The sequence below is a fragment of the Streptomyces pilosus genome (assembly GCF_014649835.1).
Taxonomy (GTDB): domain Bacteria; phylum Actinomycetota; class Actinomycetes; order Streptomycetales; family Streptomycetaceae; genus Streptomyces; species Streptomyces pilosus.
In genome coordinates this window covers 37,434-54,699 of sequence record NZ_BMTU01000004.1, presented here as the reverse complement: position 1 = coordinate 54,699, position 17,266 = coordinate 37,434, and the positions used below count along the sequence as shown (strand labels likewise).

Here is a 17,266-nt window from a genome sequence, read left to right as displayed (position 1 = left end):
GGGCGGACCACCGCGAACGGCGTGCGGTGCGAGGAGCACGGGGCCGTCCGGGTGACCCGGCCGGAGGCACGCCGGGGCCCGGCGGCCGGGTGGTCCCCGCCGCCCGGTCACGGCGGCGGGCCCCGTCAGACGGTGTGGACCTCGATCCCCGCCTCGGTGAGCCGCGCCGTCGTCGCGGACGGCAGCCCGGTGTCGGTCACCAGGACGTCGACGCGGTCCAGCCCGCAGATCCGCGCGAAGGCGCGCCGCCCCATCTTCGACGCGTCGGTGACCACGATGACCCGGCGTGCCCGCTCGGCGAGCAGCCTGCTGACGCCGGCCTCGTCCTCGTGGTGGGTCATCAGCCCCAGCCGCGGATCGACACCGTCGACGCCGAGGACGGCGACGTCGAGCACGACCTGGTCGAGCACGCCCGCGGTGAGCGGGCCGACCAGTTCGTACGTCTGGGGGCGGGCCACCCCGCCGGTGACCACGAGCTTCACCCGCGGACGCACCGCCAGCTCACTCGCGATGTTGAGGGCGTTGGTGACCACCGTGAACACGGGCGCCGAGGACTCGGCCGCGTCCCGCCGCCCCCGTCCGTCGCAGGTGCCGCCCGCCCGCAGCGCCAGCGCCCGCGCCACCTCGGTCGTCGTCGTTCCGCCGTTGAGGCCCACCACGTCGCCGTCGGCGAGCATCCCGGCGACGGCCGTCGCGATGCGCTGCTTCTCCGAGGCGTGGCGGGAGGACTTGTAGCGCAGGGGCAGTTCGTAGGAGACGCCGTGCGCGACGGCTCCGCCCCGGGTGCGGACGAGCATCTGCTGTCCGGCCAGTTCGTCGAGGTCGCGGCGGACCGTCGCGGGGGAGACCGCGAGGGCGGCGGCCGCGTCGTCGACGTCGATCCTGCCCGCGCCGGCCAGCAGTTCCAGCAGGGTGCTCCACCGCTCGTGCTTGGACATGTGTCGGACTCCCTCGGACCTCGGCGCGGCGCTCCCGACACGGTAAGGGACGTGACGGCGCGCGCCGCCGGGGGCGGCGGGGCGGCGGTCCGGTGAGCGGGGCGGCGCCCCGGGCTCAGCTCGCGCCCGGCGGTTCCTCGCAGACGACCTCGTCACGCGGGGTGTAGCGGGTGCGGAACGGCTCGCGTCCCACTTCCCGGCCGCCGTCGCGGAAGACCCGCTCCACGGTGACGTCGAACCCCTCGAGCGGGGTCTGCGGCACGCACTCCTCGGCGCTGCTCACCTTCCGCGCCGGCTGGGTCACCTCGGTGCGCGGCCCCTTGACCGAGGTGACCTCGTCGTACTTCTTCGTGCCGAGGAAGGTGACGGTCACCGAGGTCTCGGTGGACTCGGCCTCGATGTAGAGGGCCTTGCCGGAATCGTTGGTGAACCTCAGGTCGAGGCTGCCCCAGGCGACGGTCGCCTCCCGGCCCTCCGGGTAGCGCTCGATGTAGAAGGAGTGGGCGCCGTACTCGACCGGCTTGACCCCGGCGAAGAACATCGCGTTGAAGACGGTCGTGGCCACGGCGGAGACACCGCCGCCGGGGGCCTTCTTGTACTGGTCGTCGTAGATCATGATGCCGTCGACGAACCCGTTGGCCTCCGTGCGCTCGCCGACGGTCTCGTTGAAGCTCCAGGTCTCACCGGGCATGACGACGGAGCCGTCGATGAGGTCCACGGCCCGGCCGACGTTCGTCGTGCGGTAGGCGGCCGGTTCGTACGCGACGGTGAACGAGGACATCTTCTCGGTCAGTCCCAGACGCGCCGCGTTCTCGCGGGTGACCTCCGGCTGGGTCTCCCGGACGGCGATCTCCCCGGTGCGGGCGGTGCCCGACTCGGTGAGCAGGGGCAGTACGGCCTTGCCCAGCGCCTTGTCGGTGACCTCCATCCCGGCCCGCGCGTCGGCGGCCACGACGACCCGGTCGCCCCGGGCGGTCAGCTCGGCGTTGCGGGGCGTGGAGGGCAGGCCGTCCAGGGCGGCGGCCACCGCGGGGGCGGCCCGCAGGCCCTTGCTGTCGAGTTCCGGAGCGAGCCTGCCGGCCTTGTCGGGCCGCATGGTCAGGTACTCGCCCAGTACGGCCGGGGAGAGCGTGAACCGCTTGCCGCCCGCGGTGAGCGTGACCGGTGCCGACATCGCCGGGTCCGCGAACCCGCGCACCGCACGCCGCACCTCCTCGGCCGTGACCTTCGGCGCCCTCTCGCGGGCGGGCAGCGCCGTGACCGAGTCCGCCGCGCCGCGCAGGAAGGGGCCGCGCAGGGCGTCGACGGATGCGTCCACGTCCAGCGCGTACCCGGTGCGCGGGGCGACCTGTTCGACGCGGCCGCCGGAGAAGGAGACGGCACCGTCGCGGACCTCGGTGCCGAGCGTCCCCGCCAGCTTCCGCAGGGTGGTGCGCGCCTTGTCCTCGTCGACCCGCACCACCGGCTCGATGTCACCGCCCGAGCGGAACAGCCCGCCGATCACACCGACCGGATCGGCGCCGGTGGTCGTCGCCCGGTCCACGGTCTCCGGGATGTCGAAGGCGTACCCCGCCTGCCGCGGATCGACCGTGCCCCGGCGCTCGCCGACCCGCACGGCCATGTCCCGCGAGCCGGCCGCCGCCAGGTGCCGCTCCAGCTTCGCGGTGGCTTCCTCGCGGCTCAGCCCTCCGATGTCCACGCCCCGCACCGTGGTCCCCGCCTCGATCTCACCGCCGGTGAGCAGCAGCCCGGTGAGGTACAGCCCCCCGACACCGACGGCCAGTGCCCCGCCCGCCAGGGCGGCGGGCGGGAGGGACGCGATGCGGGGGACGGCGGGTATCCGGGGGCGCATGGGTCTCCTGAACGATGCGTGCGACGGGCACCCGGGTCACGACACGGTGTGCGGGAACAGTCGCCCAGGCTAATGCACCACCGCATGCCAAAGGTCGTATCCCCGGCCACATCGGGCCTTATGGATCAAGGGCCCCCACGTCATGGGGGCCCTGACGAGGCGCGGGCCCGCGCCGGAGTGAGTTCGGACACGGAACCGGCCCTCCGCCGCACGCCGGCTCCCTCCTCACCCGGCGGTGTGCCCCCCTCACCCGACGGCGGTGCCCTCCAGCTCGACCATCTGGCCGGGGACCGCCAGCCGCGTCACGCCGAGCATGGTGGTGGCCGGGGCGACGCCGGCCGCGCCCAGACGGCCCGCCAGCACGCCGTAGTGCCGCAGGAGGAGGTCGACGTCGGTCGTGTAGACGTTCAGCCGGACCAGGTTCGCCAGCGACATGCCCGCCCCGGCGAGCACCGCCTCGACGTTGTCGGCGCTCAGCGCCAGCTGCGCCGCCATGTCGCCGTCGTGCTCGGGCCTGCCGTCCTCGCTCATCGCCGTCTGACCCGAGAGGTACAGGGTGCGGGTGTGGCCGGAGACGACCTCGCCCTGGTTGAACCCCATCTCCACCGACCACGACACCGGGTTGACCGCTGTGCGCTCCATCACCGGACCTGCTCCCTTCACCACGCGGACATCTCCGTACGCCGGCCGCGGCGGCTGCCGCGCTCCGACGTCGTGAGGGAGAGCCTGGCGGCGAAACATGACATCCCCCGTCATGTATGTCGCTAGGGTTTCCCCATGCGTGCCGACCGCCTGGTTGCCCTGGTCCTCCTGCTGCGTCAGCGGGGCCGGATGACCGCGCCGGCACTCGCCCGTGAGCTGGAGGTGTCCACCCGGACGGTGCTGCGCGACATGGAGGCACTGTCCGCGGCGGGCGTCCCGGTCTACGCGGAGCGCGGCCGGCACGGCGGGTTCGCGCTGCTGCCGGAGTTCCGGACGACCCTCACCGGCCTGAACCACGACGAGGCGCTCGCCCTGCTGGTCGCCGGATCACGGCGCGGCGCGCAGCTGTTCGGACTCGGGTCGGCGCTCGCCTCGGCCGTGCTGAAAGTGGTCGACACCCTGCCCGAGGGCCTGCGGGACACCGCCGCCGGCGCGGCCCAGCGCCTGCTCGTCGACCCGGAGACCGATCTCCTCGCGCGCCGCGTGGCCCCCGAGGAGGTCCCCGACTCCCTCGCCGCCGAGGTCCGGCGCGCGGTGTTCGCCGGCCACCGGCTGCGCATCCGCTACGCGGCCGCGAACCGGCCCCCCTCGTGGCGCACCGTGGACCCGATCGGCCTGGTCACCGTCCGGGACCAGGGCTACCTGCTGGCCAAGCGGGGCACCGAGGACCGCACCTACCGGCTGAGCCGGATCCTGGCGGCCGAGGAGACCGGCGAACCCGCGCGGCGGCCGGACACGGTCGACCTGGACCGGGCCTGGCGCGACCGCGGCACGCGGTTCCGCACCGGCGGCGACGGCACCACCGTGGTGGTGCGACTGGACCCCGGGCGCCGCGAGCCGCTGGTCGCCACCGCCCTGGCCGTCCGCGCCGAGGAGACCGACGCGGACGGCCGGCTGCGGATGCACGTCGTGTTCCAGGACGCCCGGCACGCCGAATGGGCCCTGTGGGAACACGCCCCGCACATGGAGGTCCTGGCCCCGCAGTGGCTGCGCGCCTCCCTGCACGAGCGGGCGACCCGGGTCGCCGCCCGCTACGGCGCACCGGCCTGACGGGAGCCCGCACGCACCGGGAGGCGACGCGTGGACACGCGATGGAGGTCCCGCGAGTGAGGGTCTGACCAGGTGGTGATGGCTGTGTGATAGGCGGGTGATACGGCGAGACCCTACCGAGGTCCGTCCGGGCGGGATCTCTGCGCGATCCGTGAGACGGCGAAGCCGCACCGGAGCACTCCGGTGCGGCTTCGCCGTGAGGTCGAACGCGCCGGCGCACTAGACACGTTCGGCTCCTCGCTCAGTCAGGTTCCTGCGTTGCTTGTGGGGACGACGGAACCCCGCGGGAGGCAGGGCGGGGCTGGCGCCAGAAAAGTTTCGTGTCAGGGACCATTGAAGCTCCGCCGTGGCTGCGACCACCGACTGGGCCTCCGCGTCCACCTGGGGCCGATGAAGACGAGTTCCTGCGCACAAGGGCTGGCGGTGTCACTCGCAGAGGCAGACTCGAAGCGAGCCACCGAACCGGCTGCGGCCACAGTCCCGTCACCCAGGGCCGGCTGGCGAGGGTGAAGAAGCCCTTGGAGCTGAGGACCTGTCTGTAGGCGCTGCTGCCTGGTGTCTCCGTCACCAACGTCCAACCGTCCGGGTGGAATGACCTTCCGGAGCAAAGGACGGTCGCTGAGATGGCGTACTGAACGAAGTTTCCCAGGAGGGCGTGAACACCGTGTCGCCGGGCACAAGGGCTATTGCACCGAGGTCCTGGCGTTCGGAGCTGGTCGGGATCTACCCACCGAGGGACGACTCAGGCCCTTGTGAAGCTCATACGCACACGCGCCTGAGTCGGAATTGACGATAGGGTTCAAAATGATCATTCTTGGGCTTATTCTGCTGATCATCGGCATGCTTGTCGGGATGGGTCTGCTGACGACGATCGGTGGCATCCTCATTCTGGTTGGCGCCATCCTGTGGATCCTGGGTGCGACCGGTCGCGCGGTCGGTGGACGCAAGCACTTCTTCTGAAGTCAGGGCGCCTCACCAACTCTCTGCGACGAGCGACGTGTCCATGACTCCCTCAGCGTCGGAAAGTCCACACCGTGAGGAGCTTCTGGACCACTCGAGGCCGGGACGAGGTGAGAGGCCGGCCAGAGAGACAGTTGGGAACGCCGTGGGCGGAGCCATGCGCCGATCGCGCCCTGCCTCACTGGCGATGAGTCTGCCCTGAGCCGGACCCTGTCCTCGGTCGTCGAGCGCAGAGCCTGGCTGCGGGGTGAGGCGGATGCTGCCGCTTTGATACAGGAAGCGACGGGCGTGCTGCATCGGTGCCCAGAGGGCCCAGCCGGTCAAGCTGAACCCCGTGCGGGGGCGCAGGGTGGAAAGGGCTCCGGATATGGTGCGCTCGGGTTCGTCCAGGAGGAGCGTGTTGTGTACGACGCCGGTGCCGCTCTGCACGCGTCGGGGGTGTGCCCCCGGAAAAGACCCCAGGAGGCGGTTGCGGTGAGATGGCCGACGCCGGTCCAGGCGTTCAACGCAATGGTGCCGTAGCGGAGTTCGGCTCCTTGTTCGTGAAGCGGAACCGCCTCGGCGAGGAACTGGCGCGGGTCACCGGGGGGAGTCTCAACACGGCGAGGACGGGGGGCGAGGTGCTCCGTGGTCAGAGCTGGTCCGGGTTCCGCCGGGGCGAGACCTGTGATCAGCACGCGGCCTGCTCCGAGCCGTTCGGCGTCGTCGCCGTACGTGTCGAGGGCGTGGGCGCCCAGGTCGTTCCGCTGCCGGGGTAGTGCGGGGAGCGGGTGGGTGCGTCGGCCGGCGCGACTCGCAGGTGGCGAGGAAGCGGTCCTTCCGCGCCCAGTCGGCGCTGACGACGACCGCCTGGCTCGCTACGCAGTTGTAGTTGTTGTGGTGCAGCTCCTGGGTGGCTCACCCTCGGGGACTGGTTCTGCCGGGTCCACCCTCGTTCCGCCTGCACACGGCCTTCGCGTACCCGGCACTCTGCCTCACCTGTCCCGTGAGAACCGGGATGGCTGAGTATCGCCGGCGCCCAGGAATCGGTGCTACGGCTCCTTGAGATCGTCGGCCTGGACAAGGTCATCGGCTGCCATCCCACCGTCGAACAGGCCCTGCCCGCCTGACCCGCGCCGTTCCCGACCACCGCGTTTCCACCCGGCTTCCGCGTTTGGGGCATCTCGCCGGCGTCACGAAAACCGGTGGCCGCATTCTGGCAAAGCGTCTGCGGAAGCCCTTGGACGACGATCTGGCACTTCTGGTGACCCGGGTGCGCCGACTTCCCGAAGATGCCACTGACACCTGGGAGCTGGCCGCCGACCCGGCCTCGTCGCAGGGATGCGCCGTCAAGTCGCCGACCGGCTGACCTCCTGGGAGCTGGAAGAAGGTCCCTGACCTGTCGGCCCGGTTGTCTCATGTGGTGCGGGCGCATCAGCCGACGGTCACCAGCACATGTCGCACCGTCGGACTGCCTGGCCACTCGGTCGGAGTAGTAGACGAAGATGTCCCGTAGGCATACGCGGGAGTACGAACGCTTCATCAAGCACTCCGAGAGCCTGATCACCCGGGCGGCCATCACCCTCATGACCAGGCGCCTCACCCGCACTGAAGAGGTGGGCTCGCTCATCCGGGACTGGGAACGGCAGCCGCTGCGGCACGGTCGTCCCACAGTCTCCTGGGCGGCAGCGGCTTTTCCCCAGCCGTCGCGCTGCGTGTCGGTCGGCAACTCTTCCTGAGACGTTGAACTCCGGGTGAATCAATATCTGTTCCCGAGGTATCAGATTTTGGGGGGGGCGTGCGGCGGGATTTTTTTGCCGCGAGGAGCAGCGTGGAATTATCCAACGCACAAGGGTCGTTCCGGCGTGCTACTGTCGTTCTCGGTTGCAGTTGTGGTTCCCAAAGCTTCAAGTGCCCCCACCAGGCTTCTGCCGGTCGGAGCGCTTATGTATTTCCGGTCATTTCCGGGCGGGGTAATCATCGCGGCGACACGGCGTCCGCGTGGTGCGGATGCCGATGCACTGCCCCAAAGGAGATATGACATGGCTGCTGGTACCGTGAAGTGGTTCAACGCGGAAAAGGGCTTCGGCTTCATCGAGCAGGAGGGTGGCGGCGCCGACGTGTTCGCCCACTACTCGAACATTGCCGCGCAGGGCTTCCGTGAGCTGCTCGAGGGCCAGAAGGTGACCTTCGACATCGCGCAGGGCCAGAAGGGCCCGACGGCCGAGAACATCGTTCCGGCCTGACGCTCACGCACAGACTGCAGCTGGGGCCCGCATCCTTCGGGGTGCGGGCCCCAGCTGCACGCGTATCCCGCAGCGGTTTCACCCGCGGGACGACCCGGAGGAATCCGCTGTACCACCGTAAGCGGTTCCTCCCTCAGGACGCAGGCGCATCCTGAAGCGCTGCACCGCAGCCGGCCCCCCGGATCGCAAGGTGCCCATCGCGTCACCCATTTCAGCACCTGTGCCCACGGACGTTTTCGCCGGCCAGATCTGCATTCTTTTGCCACCGGTCCATACTTGTAATTCTCCATGCCGTTCATCGCGGCGGGAATTCCTTGATATGTGCCACATCGAGGAAGGTTCCGCATGAACCGCACGTACACGAACGACCGCCCCGCCCGCACCCGTGACGGCCGTACCGACGCCGGAAGGGGCGCCAGCGGCTACGGCTCGCAGGCACCGCGGCGTACCGGCGCCCCCGTCCGCTCCGGCGGTTACGGCCGCCGGCCCGCCGCCGTGCAGGGCGAGTTCGCGCTGCCCAGGACGATCACCCCCGCACTGCCCGCCGTCGAGGGCTTCGCCGACCTCGACATGCCCGAGCAGCTGCTGGCCGAACTCGGCAGGCAGGGGGTGACCGTGCCGTTCCCGATCCAGGGCGCGACGCTGCCGAACTCCCTGGCGGGCCGTGACGTGCTCGGCCGCGGCCGCACCGGCTCCGGCAAGACCCTGGCCTTCGGCCTCGCCCTGCTCGCCCGCACCGCCGGACAGCGTGCCGAGCCCCGTCAGCCCCTAGGGCTGATCCTCGTACCCACGCGTGAGCTGGCGCAGCAGGTGACCGACGCGCTGACCCCGTACGCCCGCTCCGTGCGGCTGCGGCTGGCCACCGTGGTGGGCGGTATGTCGATCGGCCGGCAGGCCGGCGCGCTGCGCGGCGGAGCCGAGGTCGTCGTCGCGACCCCGGGGCGGCTCAAGGACCTGATCGACCGCGGCGACTGTCGGCTGAACCACGTGGGCATCACGGTGCTGGACGAGGCCGACCAGATGGCCGACATGGGCTTCATGCCCCAGGTCACCGCGCTGCTCGACCAGGTGCGCCCGGAGGGGCAGCGGATGCTGTTCTCCGCCACCCTGGACCGCAACGTCGACCTGTTGGTGCGCCGCTATCTGACCGACCCCGTCGTGCATTCGGTCGACCCGTCGGCCGGTGCGGTCACGACGATGGAGCACCACGTCCTGCACGTCCACGGCGCCGACAAGCACGCCGCCACGACCCAGATCGCCGCCCGCGACGGCCGCGTGATCATGTTCCTGGACACCAAGCACGCCGTCGACCGGCTGACCCAGGACCTGCTCAACAGCGGGGTACGGGCCGCCGCGCTGCACGGTGGCAAGTCGCAGCCGCAGCGCACCCGCACGCTGGGGCAGTTCAAGACGGGGCACGTCACCGTGCTGGTGGCGACCAATGTCGCGGCGCGCGGCATCCACGTCGACAACCTCGACCTGGTCGTCAACGTCGATCCGCCGACCGACCACAAGGACTACCTCCACCGCGGCGGCCGTACCGCCCGCGCCGGCGAGTCCGGCAGCGTCGTCACCCTGGTCACGCCGAACCAGCGCCGAGGCATGGTCCGTCTGATGTCGGACGCCGGAATCCGGCCGCAGACCACCCAGATCCGCTCGGGCGACGAGGCCCTGAGCCGGATCACCGGCGCCCAGGCCCCGTCCGGCATCCCGGTCGTCATCACCGCACCGGTGGTTGAACGCCCCAAGCGCAGCGCCACCTCCCGAGGCCGACGCCGCCCCGCCTCGGCGACGAGGCGCGCCCCCGTACGCCGGCCCGGCTTCGGCGCGGCGGCCTAGAACTCTCGTGATCAGGAAGCGTACCCATCTCTGCAGGAGGCACCTTGTGACGCTGGTTCAGACACAGCTCCGCCCGGCGGACGCCGACTCCGTGCACAGGCCGGCGGTGGAGGTCATGGAGGCGGCCGGACCGCAGGTCTGTGACGACATGAGCGTCGAGGTGGCGCTGGCCGTCATGGCCGCCGCCCGCACGGTCCGACTCGTCATCTGTGACCAGGACGGCCAGTGCACCGGCCTGGTCACCCGGACCGAACTCGCCGCCGTCCGAGACAGCTCCGACTACACGGACCGTGTCCGCCTGCGCGACATCCTCGGCGACCACGGCTCGTTCGCCTCACCCGTGACCACGATGGCCGAAGCCGAGCACGCGATGCGCACCCGTCGGCTCGGTGTCCTGCCGGTGGTCGACGAGCAAGGCAGCGCCCTGGGCATCCTCGCCCTCTCCCGCTGACCGTTCTTTCCTTCTCCCTGTGAGGCCACATGCGCTGCGTCATCGCCCGCTTCCCCTTCGAGCTCACCAAGAGCGGCGTGCTGGAATCGATGAAGGGCATCAAGCCCGAACCGGTCACCGGCGAATCGGTGATCATCGGCCGCCGCCGCTACCCCGTCAAGCAGGTCGGCCAGGTCATCACCCGCCAGGACCGCCGTGACTTCAGCGTCGCGGAAGTCCTGCGGGCCATGGCTCAGCTCGGCTTCACCTGCCGCGCCGTCCCCGAGGCGGCGCCCCTGGGCATTCTCAGCCCGATGCAGCACGCCTCCGCGATGCTCGGCACCCCTCTCGCGGTCTGACCCGGTAACCAGACACGAGCCGACACCTGATCTGCAGTGTGGGCCCGACCGGTGCGCCGGTCGGGCCCACACCGCGTGCGGCGGGTTCCCGTCACCGTTGCCCTGCAGGATCCGGGCGACATAGAGCTGCAGACGCGTGGGCGGCCCGTCCTCCTTCACGGGGGGCGCCGAAGACGGCGGGCGAACTCGCCCAGGTGAGCGCAATCCCCCAGCACAGCCGACACCCTCTGCCTCCACAGCGCTTCGGCAGTCGGCCGACCGGTGACGGCAGCGCCACCGGTGGCCGCGGCCAGGGACTTCTGGTGGCTCCGGCCGGACTCCACCAGGGCGGAACGTCCCCAGCAACTCGTCGGGCTGCGGTATGAGGCGGACCATAGCCGCCGGCCATCCGGCTGCTTGAGCGGTGACGCTACCGAGCAAGGAAGACGCTCACGATGTTGCTGCCGGTGGCCCGGCGGGTGGGCGCCGTGGCGTGGGCGAGGCCGGTGACCATGGGCCAGCCGAAGCCCCGGTACCGCCATTCAGGTCAGGGGTGCGCATGCGCGGCAGATGCCGGCTGGCGTCACGGCTGGAAACGTCCGGGCCGGTCGGTGGTGTCCTCACTGGACGCAGTGTCGGCCGGTGCCGCCGGCGGCAGCCGCGGCGCAGGCGGCGACGTCACGCCCAACCCGACATGCCACGCGGTGGTGGGTCACTGTGAGCGCCGGCCAGAGCCTCGCGGCTGCTTGAACCATCCATGGGGACCGGTCGAGGCAGACTGGTCGAGGCGGAGTACCGCATCTTCCAGCGCGCGGAAATCTGTACTCGCTGGAGTAGACATTGGCCGGCGATGTGGTTAAGGTTTCTGTCGTAGCCGAGATCAAGAGAGGCCCGGCAGAGATGAACTGCCGGGCAGTAGTACGCAGTTGCAGTTGGCGTGACGGTGCGGTGGTGGAGTTCCGAAGCCAGAGTGGTCGAGGACGGCGACGGGACTGACGACCGGACCGGGTGGCCCGCAGTGGTCAGGGGCCGCCACGAGCAGCACCGCAGTGTCAGTAAGTGAAGGTTCGCAGTACCCAGCAGCGAAGTCAGTGAGCAGTACCTCGGTGAAGGCGCCGGCTGCGGGCGCGCGCACCGGGAGGTTCGGCAGTGGGGTTCTAAGCCAGAGCAGACGCAGGACGGGCGACGGGACTGGCTGCCGGAGAGTGGCGCTGTTCGAGGCCACCAGCAGTTCGCAGTACAAGTAGTACGCAGTTCCCATTAGTGAGTAGTTGATCAAGAGGGAAGAACGGAGGAGCCGAGCGCCATCAGGATCGCCCGGGCGGAAGTCTTGGACCCGGGTACCGAAGGACATCGATAGTGAGGTGGTCTCCGGTCAAGCAACCGCGATCCCCGCGCCCCCGACAGCATCTCGGTCGGGTCTGCGGAAACACAGGGCCGGTGCAGTATCAGGGCCGGCAGATGGTGTAGGAATTCCTTCGGGGCCTTGGCGCCAGTACGGCGCCAGGGCCCCTCGAGGTGTCCCAGAGGGAGGTGCAATGACAGCAGACGACACGTTCGGCCGTCTCGATGACGACGACTACCCCGCCTACACCATGGGCCGGGCCGCCGAGATGCTCGGCACCACACAGGGCTTCCTGCGCGCCATCGGCGAAGCCCGCCTCATCACCCCGCTGCGCTCCGCGGGCGGACACCGCCGCTACTCCCGCTACCAGCTGCGCATCGCCGCCCGTGCCCGGGAACTCGTCGACCACGGCACCCCCATCGAGGCCGCCTGCCGCATCATCATTCTCGAAGACCAGCTGGAGGAAGCCCAGCGCCTCAACGCCGAATACCGCCGCGCCACCGAATCGGCGGACCCGACCGCAGCAGCGTGAGATAGGCGTGCCCGTCCGCGTCGGAGGGGACCGCACGCATGGTCTGCCGTGCGGTGTGATCGTTTCCTGTGGTGACGCGGCGTGTAGGCGTGTAGCGTCTGCGTCAGCTGTCGTGGTTCGGAACTCCCCCTTGTCCACGCCTCCGGTGTGGGCGTTTTTGCTGTGCTGTGCCGCAGGGGCCAGGGCGATCACCTCCGTCTGCCACACGGAGTGGTAGGCGTTCATCGACTGGAAGGCATCAGACATGGCAACGGGAACTGTGAAGTGGTTCAACGCGGAGAAGGGCTTCGGCTTCATCGCCCAGGACGGCGGCGGTCCGGATGTCTTCGCGCACTACTCCGCGATCAACTCCACCGGCTTCCGGGAGCTCCAGGAGGGCCAAGCCGTGACGTTCGACGTCACCCAGGGCCAGAAGGGTCCGCAGGCCGAGAACATCACCCCGGCCTGACCTCACAGACCCGCCCGAGGGATCACGCACACTGCGTCCGGTGAGCGCCGCCCGGTGGGCTTTGCCGCCCACCGGGCGAAGCGCCTGCTCTCGTGCGGGGCGTGCACAGGATCAGGGGCCGCGCAGTCATCGCTGCGCGGCCCCTGATCTGTTGAGACGGGTGTGACCTCGGCCGAACTTCCTGACCTCAGTTGCCGGCCGTTTCACTCGGCTTCGGCAGGCCCGATCGGCGGGAGGGGTCAACGGGACCGGAGTTCGCGCGGTGGAGAGTCGGCCGGGGCCGGCGACGTGGCTCTGGGGTTTTGGACCGACCTCCCACGCATGCCTTCGGAGTGAGGTCTTTTTGCATTACCGCATTACCGCATTACCGCATTGCTGCCAGTGACGCCCAGTCGCCCGAGGGAGAACGAGAAGCAGTGTCCCGTGATGCCGCTGAAGTCGATTACGGTCACGCCGCCTCAGCGCGTGGAGAGCGCCGTGGAGGCGGGCTGACCGACGGATCGCAAGGCGGACACGCAGGGGAGGGGAAGGCGTCGCGTCGTTCCTGCTCCGAGTGGTAGGGGCGGGCGTAGGCCCACTCTTCCAGCAGGGTGCGGTGGAAGCGTTCGACCCTGCCGTTGGTCTGCGGCCGCCAGGGCCGTGTCCAGCGGGGGCTGATGTCCAGGTCGTGACAGGTCCGGCGCCAGGTGTTCTTGGTGTAGGCCCAGGCGTTGTCGGTCAGCACGCATTCGACGGTGATGCCGCGGGCGCGAACCAGGCCACGGCTCGGGTCGGGAAGCCGGCGCAGGTGTCGGCCACGACACACCGGGCCAGACGCGGCCTGCCGGTCGGCGTCAGCGGGGCATTACGGTGGGACACGAGGGCCTCCTGGCGGTCGGGCGTAGATGTCGCAATCCACACCGAACCCAGAAGGCCCTCACCTGTTCAAGCACCCAGCACACCTAGCAGGCCACGCTGCGTCAGGGGCGCGCGTACACGCTGAGAGGCTCAGACTCGATCGACGAGGCCGTCGGCAGTGCCCGACGGGCCGAGCCTCGGGTGCATCGGGCCGCCGGCTTCCCCGGGCTGTGTGAGATTTCGTGAGACGTGAGAGGGTCTGGGGCGTGAGCGAGACACCACCCAACACCCTGCAATACCGCTTTGACGGGCCAGAAGACGCTCCGGTTCTGATCCTGGGTCCCTCACTGGGTACCACATGGCACAGGTTGTAGAGACCGTCCAGGGGCGTCTACGGCAGTCCACTGCGGGCATGAAATTGCAGGTCAGAGCCTCTTGGTCCAAGACGGTCTGCCCAGTTGGTGATTGCGGTGTGACACGAGGGTGATACGGCGAGGCCCCACCGAGGTCCGTCTTGACGGGATCTCTGCGCGGATCGTGAGACGGCGAAGCCGCATCGGAGCACTCCGGTGCGGCTTCCCTGTGAGATCGAACGCGCTGGCGCACACGATGCGGTCGGCGGCCCGTGCAGTCCGTATGGACGTGACTTTCCCGGGTGCCTGATTTGCGATCGCACGCGCTCGTCCGTCCGTGTGAGGGTGCGTGCCCCTCCGAGTGCGACCGGGTTGCGTGAGTGCGGGAGACAGGATCGACTAGCTGGCCATGGCAGCTGAACTGGCGATCCCGGCCCGTGGCGAAGCCACGGCTGCTTGGGGCCCGTCTTGTTGCGAGGCGGGCGGTCGGGCAGCTTAAGCAGACGACGGTGTTGGCCTGGTGTCATGCGCCGCCTTCACTGTCGGCTGTTTCCTTCGCGTGGCCAGAAGGAGCAAGCCGGCCGCGCAGAACACCGCACCCGTCGTGACGTACAAGGCCAGCGGTGTCCAGCCCGCGTCCAGCAGCCAGCCCGCCGTGGTGGGTGCGATGATGGCACCCACGCGGCCGACACTGATCGCCGCTCCCACACCTGTCGCCCGCAGCGGTGCCGGGTAGACGCTCGGCGTCAAGGCGTAGAGGCCGGCGATGCAGCCGTTGACCGCGACTCCGATGGCGGCGCCGATGCAGAAGGCCAGGACGAGTGTGTCGGTGGACGACGCGAAGGCCACGACGAGTGCTGCCGACACGAAGAGGTAGGTACGCAGGACGCTGCCGAGCGCGTACCGCGCGGCCAGTGCGCCCAGGAGTGCGGTGCCGAAGACACCGCCCAGGTTGAGCAGCGTTCCGCCGGTCAGGCTCTGTGTCGCGGACATCCCGGCCTCCACGAGGAGAGTCGGCGTCCAGCTTGTGACGAAGTAGAAGGCGGCCATGACGAGGAAGAAGGCACCCCACAGCACCAGGGTGGGGCGGCGGAGATCCGGCGCCAGAAGGCGGCGGAACCCGCCTGCGGAGGTGAGCGTCGTCGGTTCCTTGTCCGGGAGCGTGGACAGGTGTGGCTGCCCCATGCGGCGGGCCAGCTCGTTGACACGGCTCAGGGCATTGGCGGGTCTCCTGCTGAGGAGGAAGTCGAGCGATTCCGGCAGGAGACGGAAGGCAAGGGGAATGACGGCCAGGGTGGCGAGTCCGCCGGCCAGGAACACCGAGCGCCAGCCGTAGCGGTCGATGAGGGCGACCGAAGAGACGCCGCCGATTGTCGCTCCCACGGCGTACCCGGTGGAGTTGAGGCTGACGGCCAGACCGCGCCAGCGGCGGGAGGCGAACTCACCGGCGATGACGTTGCTGCAGGCGAGAACGGCGCCGATGCCGACGCCTGTGAGCAGGCGCAGCGCCCCCAACTGCTGCCAATTCTGACTGACCGAGGACAGCAGCATGCCCGCGGCTGCGAGGGCCAGGCCGGCCAGGATGACGGGGCGCCGGCCGATCCGGTCGGCCTGGGGAGCGATGAGCAGGGCGCCCAACGCCATGCCCGCCAGCCCGCTGCTCAGCAGCAGCCCGAGGGTACCGGCATCGAGGTGCCACTCGCCGGAGATCGTCTTCCCGGTGAAGGACATGACCAGCACGTCGAAGCCGTCAAGGGTGTTGAGCAGCACGCAGATGGCGATCGCACCCCACTGGAAGCGGCTCATGGGCCCGTCGTCCAGGGCCTGCGTGAGGCGGGCGGTCACCGGACGGCCTGCGGGGCGGTGGGGCGGTGGGGGCACTTCTCCATGGCAGCACTCCGTTGTCGACTGCGGGATGGCCGAACCGGCTCGTCGGCGCGCCGTGGGCGGCAGCCTCGGGTTCGGCAGTGGGAGCAGTCATGGTGCGAGCGGCGCTCTCGCGCGGCCAGGTGGTTTCCCGGATGCCGGGAAACAAGTGTGGCGGGCCGATGTCCTTCAGAGGTCGGGTGTGTCAAGAGCTCGCGAAATGGCGCGGCCGCATGAGCGGACCAGATCGGCGAGCGCTCCGACGGACGTGGACCCGTGCCGGACCACCGCGGAGACGGCTGCGGTCACCTCGCCGTCGTCGGTGGTGACGGGCGCGGCGACGGAGAGGGTGTCGGTGGACAGTTGCCGGTCGCTGACCGCGTAGCCGCACGTGCGTGCCTGGGCGAGGACCGCCCTGAGCCGGCCGCTGTCGGTGAGCGTGAACGGGGTGTGCCGGGGTATCGTCCGCGCGAGAGCTTCCTCCTGAACGGCTGCCGGTGCGTGAGCGAGCAGCACCAGTCCAGCCGCTGTCGTGGTGATGCCCAGCCGTCCTCCCACTCGTGTCAGCGTGGGCACGGCACAGCTCGGCGCGATGCGTTCGATGAAGACCACCTCGCTTGCGTCACGGACGGCGAGCTGGACGTTCTCACGGACGAGGGAGGAGAGGTCTTCCAGGTAGGGCAGTGCGCGCTCGCGCAGCCCTTGACTGCGCGGAGCCAAGGATGCGACCTCCCACAGCCGCAGCCCGATGCGGTAGCGGCCTTGCGCGTCGCGTTCCAGAGCGCCCCACACGAGCAGGTCACCCAGCATGCGGTGCACGGTGGACACGGGCAGACCTGATCGCCGGGCCAGCTCGCTCAGGGACAGGTGAGGACGTTGTGCGCTGAAGGCACCGAGGATGCGCAGAGCCCGGCCGATGACGGGCCCTGTTGCGGTGGCGGGCGGGGAACCGGATTCCTGCGGGGAAGGGGAGGAAGGCGCGCTGCGCAGGGTGTGACGGGTCAAGGCGTGAGTCCTTCCTCGCTACCTGGACGTCCCGCGCTTCACCGAGCTCACTGGCCGTCGCTGAGTGCCTCGGCGTCCAGCGACGCGATCTTGCGAAGGACGTCGACGGCCAGCTTGCGTTCGTCACCGGGAAGCGCCTCGAGCAGTTGCTCGTTGACGGCCTCGGCCGGACCGATCAGGGAGTCGAGCAGTTCGGCTCCCTGATCGGTGAGACTCAGCAAGGTCCGCCGACGGTCCTCCTCGTCGCGTACCTGACTGACGTAGTGCTGCTCGGTAAGCCGGCGGACGATGTGGTTGACCGTCGAACGGTCCAGTGAGGTGAAGCGCGCCAGGGTGCGTTGGTCGATGCCGGGGTCACGGCTGAGGGCGTTGAGGACGGCGAACTGCTGGGAGGTGATCTCCCTGGACACGTGCCGGTACCACAGGGCGGTGTGCACCTGTTCCGCGCGTCGGATCAGGTGTCCGACGTAGTTGTGCAGTTCCAGTGCGTGCGCCACAGTCTTCCGTCCGTCTGTCGCCGGGGTGGTGCCGGCCGGGTGCCGGCCG

Annotated in this window: 17 protein-coding genes and 1 pseudogene; 11 read left to right on the top strand and 7 right to left on the bottom strand. The window is 69.9% G+C overall.

What is annotated here, in order from left to right:
• Positions 1–125: 125 nt before the first annotated feature.
• The 3 genes from IE118_RS11380 to IE118_RS11370 all read right to left on the bottom strand — a co-directional run bounded on the left by IE118_RS11380 (position 126) and on the right by IE118_RS11370 (position 3,432).
• Positions 126–938 (bottom strand): DeoR/GlpR family DNA-binding transcription regulator, encoded by an 813-nt coding sequence (locus tag IE118_RS11380; protein ID WP_189557675.1) that lies wholly within the window; start codon positions 936–938, stop codon positions 126–128.
• 115 nt (positions 939–1,053) lie between these two features.
• Positions 1,054–2,790 (bottom strand): VanW family protein, encoded by a 1,737-nt coding sequence (locus IE118_RS11375; protein WP_189557674.1) that lies wholly within the window; start codon positions 2,788–2,790, stop codon positions 1,054–1,056.
• Positions 2,791–3,036: 246 nt separating this feature from the next.
• Complete coding sequence (locus tag IE118_RS11370; protein WP_189557673.1) at positions 3,037–3,432, bottom strand: RidA family protein; 396 nt, start codon at positions 3,430–3,432, stop codon at positions 3,037–3,039.
• Between the two features lie 135 nt (positions 3,433–3,567).
• On the opposite strand from IE118_RS11370, the gene IE118_RS11365 reads away from it, so the two are divergent.
• From IE118_RS11365 to IE118_RS11320, 11 genes are all read left to right on the top strand, one after another.
• Positions 3,568–4,542, top strand: coding sequence for a helix-turn-helix transcriptional regulator (locus tag IE118_RS11365; protein ID WP_189557672.1), 975 nt, complete (start codon positions 3,568–3,570; stop codon positions 4,540–4,542).
• Between the two features lie 804 nt (positions 4,543–5,346).
• The gene (locus IE118_RS11360; protein ID WP_093436216.1) at positions 5,347–5,502 is read left to right on the top strand and encodes a hypothetical protein; all 156 of its coding nucleotides are present in this window, start codon (positions 5,347–5,349) and stop codon (positions 5,500–5,502) included.
• A gap of 536 nt (positions 5,503–6,038) precedes the next feature.
• Positions 6,039–6,260 (top strand): hypothetical protein, encoded by a 222-nt coding sequence (locus IE118_RS11355; protein WP_189557671.1) that lies wholly within the window; start codon positions 6,039–6,041, stop codon positions 6,258–6,260.
• Positions 6,261–6,721: 461 nt separating this feature from the next.
• Positions 6,722–6,850 (top strand): hypothetical protein, encoded by a 129-nt coding sequence (locus IE118_RS34450; protein ID WP_268248933.1) that lies wholly within the window; start codon positions 6,722–6,724, stop codon positions 6,848–6,850.
• Between the two features lie 136 nt (positions 6,851–6,986).
• Positions 6,987–7,220, top strand: coding sequence for a hypothetical protein (locus tag IE118_RS34720; RefSeq protein ID WP_373298306.1), 234 nt, complete (start codon positions 6,987–6,989; stop codon positions 7,218–7,220).
• Between the two features lie 303 nt (positions 7,221–7,523).
• Positions 7,524–7,727 (top strand): cold-shock protein, encoded by a 204-nt coding sequence (locus tag IE118_RS11345; RefSeq protein WP_037626374.1) that lies wholly within the window; start codon positions 7,524–7,526, stop codon positions 7,725–7,727.
• Between the two features lie 345 nt (positions 7,728–8,072).
• Positions 8,073–9,566 carry a DEAD/DEAH box helicase gene (locus tag IE118_RS11340; protein WP_189557670.1) on the top strand — a complete coding sequence of 498 codons (1,494 nt, stop codon included), beginning with the start codon at positions 8,073–8,075 and terminating at the stop codon, positions 9,564–9,566.
• Positions 9,567–9,612: 46 nt separating this feature from the next.
• Complete coding sequence (locus IE118_RS11335; RefSeq protein WP_189557669.1) at positions 9,613–10,017, top strand: CBS domain-containing protein; 405 nt, start codon at positions 9,613–9,615, stop codon at positions 10,015–10,017.
• Positions 10,018–10,046: 29 nt separating this feature from the next.
• Positions 10,047–10,355, top strand: a complete 309-nt coding sequence (locus tag IE118_RS11330; protein ID WP_189557668.1) for an SCO5918 family protein — start codon at positions 10,047–10,049, stop codon at positions 10,353–10,355.
• A gap of 1,517 nt (positions 10,356–11,872) precedes the next feature.
• The gene (locus tag IE118_RS11325) at positions 11,873–12,211 is read left to right on the top strand and encodes a MerR family transcriptional regulator (RefSeq protein WP_189557667.1); all 339 of its coding nucleotides are present in this window, start codon (positions 11,873–11,875) and stop codon (positions 12,209–12,211) included.
• A gap of 244 nt (positions 12,212–12,455) precedes the next feature.
• Complete coding sequence (locus IE118_RS11320) at positions 12,456–12,659, top strand: cold-shock protein (RefSeq protein WP_030212004.1); 204 nt, start codon at positions 12,456–12,458, stop codon at positions 12,657–12,659.
• A 529-nt stretch (positions 12,660–13,188) separates the two neighbouring features.
• Here the strand turns inward: IE118_RS11320 and IE118_RS11315 are convergent.
• The 4 genes and pseudogenes from IE118_RS11315 to IE118_RS11300 form a co-directional block, all read right to left on the bottom strand.
• Positions 13,189–13,454 (bottom strand): annotated as a pseudogene (locus tag IE118_RS11315) (TnsB C-terminal domain-containing protein); the annotation flags it as partial.
• A gap of 890 nt (positions 13,455–14,344) precedes the next feature.
• Positions 14,345–15,655 carry an MFS transporter gene (locus tag IE118_RS11310; RefSeq protein WP_229846771.1) on the bottom strand — a complete coding sequence of 437 codons (1,311 nt, stop codon included), beginning with the start codon at positions 15,653–15,655 and terminating at the stop codon, positions 14,345–14,347.
• A 249-nt stretch (positions 15,656–15,904) separates the two neighbouring features.
• Complete coding sequence (locus IE118_RS11305; protein WP_229846770.1) at positions 15,905–16,720, bottom strand: IclR family transcriptional regulator; 816 nt, start codon at positions 16,718–16,720, stop codon at positions 15,905–15,907.
• A 47-nt stretch (positions 16,721–16,767) separates the two neighbouring features.
• Positions 16,768–17,217: a MarR family winged helix-turn-helix transcriptional regulator gene (locus tag IE118_RS11300; RefSeq protein ID WP_189557666.1), complete on the bottom strand. Its 450-nt coding sequence runs from the start codon at positions 17,215–17,217 to the stop codon at positions 16,768–16,770.
• Positions 17,218–17,266 lie beyond the last annotated feature (49 nt).

Coding starts and splice junctions, on each gene's coding strand:
- IE118_RS11330 (WP_189557668.1), top strand. CDS start 10,047: ATGCGCTGCGTCATCGCCCGCTTCCCCTTCGAGCTCACCAAGAGCGGC.
- IE118_RS11345 (WP_037626374.1), top strand. CDS start 7,524: ATGGCTGCTGGTACCGTGAAGTGGTTCAACGCGGAAAAGGGCTTCGGC.
- IE118_RS11325 (WP_189557667.1), top strand. CDS start 11,873: ATGACAGCAGACGACACGTTCGGCCGTCTCGATGACGACGACTACCCC.
- IE118_RS11320 (WP_030212004.1), top strand. CDS start 12,456: ATGGCAACGGGAACTGTGAAGTGGTTCAACGCGGAGAAGGGCTTCGGC.
- IE118_RS11340 (WP_189557670.1), top strand. CDS start 8,073: ATGAACCGCACGTACACGAACGACCGCCCCGCCCGCACCCGTGACGGC.
- IE118_RS11380 (WP_189557675.1), bottom strand. CDS start 938: ATGTCCAAGCACGAGCGGTGGAGCACCCTGCTGGAACTGCTGGCCGGC.
- IE118_RS11360 (WP_093436216.1), top strand. CDS start 5,347: ATGATCATTCTTGGGCTTATTCTGCTGATCATCGGCATGCTTGTCGGG.
- IE118_RS11365 (WP_189557672.1), top strand. CDS start 3,568: ATGCGTGCCGACCGCCTGGTTGCCCTGGTCCTCCTGCTGCGTCAGCGG.
- IE118_RS11375 (WP_189557674.1), bottom strand. CDS start 2,790: ATGCGCCCCCGGATACCCGCCGTCCCCCGCATCGCGTCCCTCCCGCCC.
- IE118_RS34720 (WP_373298306.1), top strand. CDS start 6,987: ATGTCCCGTAGGCATACGCGGGAGTACGAACGCTTCATCAAGCACTCC.
- IE118_RS11310 (WP_229846771.1), bottom strand. CDS start 15,655: ATGAGCCGCTTCCAGTGGGGTGCGATCGCCATCTGCGTGCTGCTCAAC.
- IE118_RS11370 (WP_189557673.1), bottom strand. CDS start 3,432: ATGGAGCGCACAGCGGTCAACCCGGTGTCGTGGTCGGTGGAGATGGGG.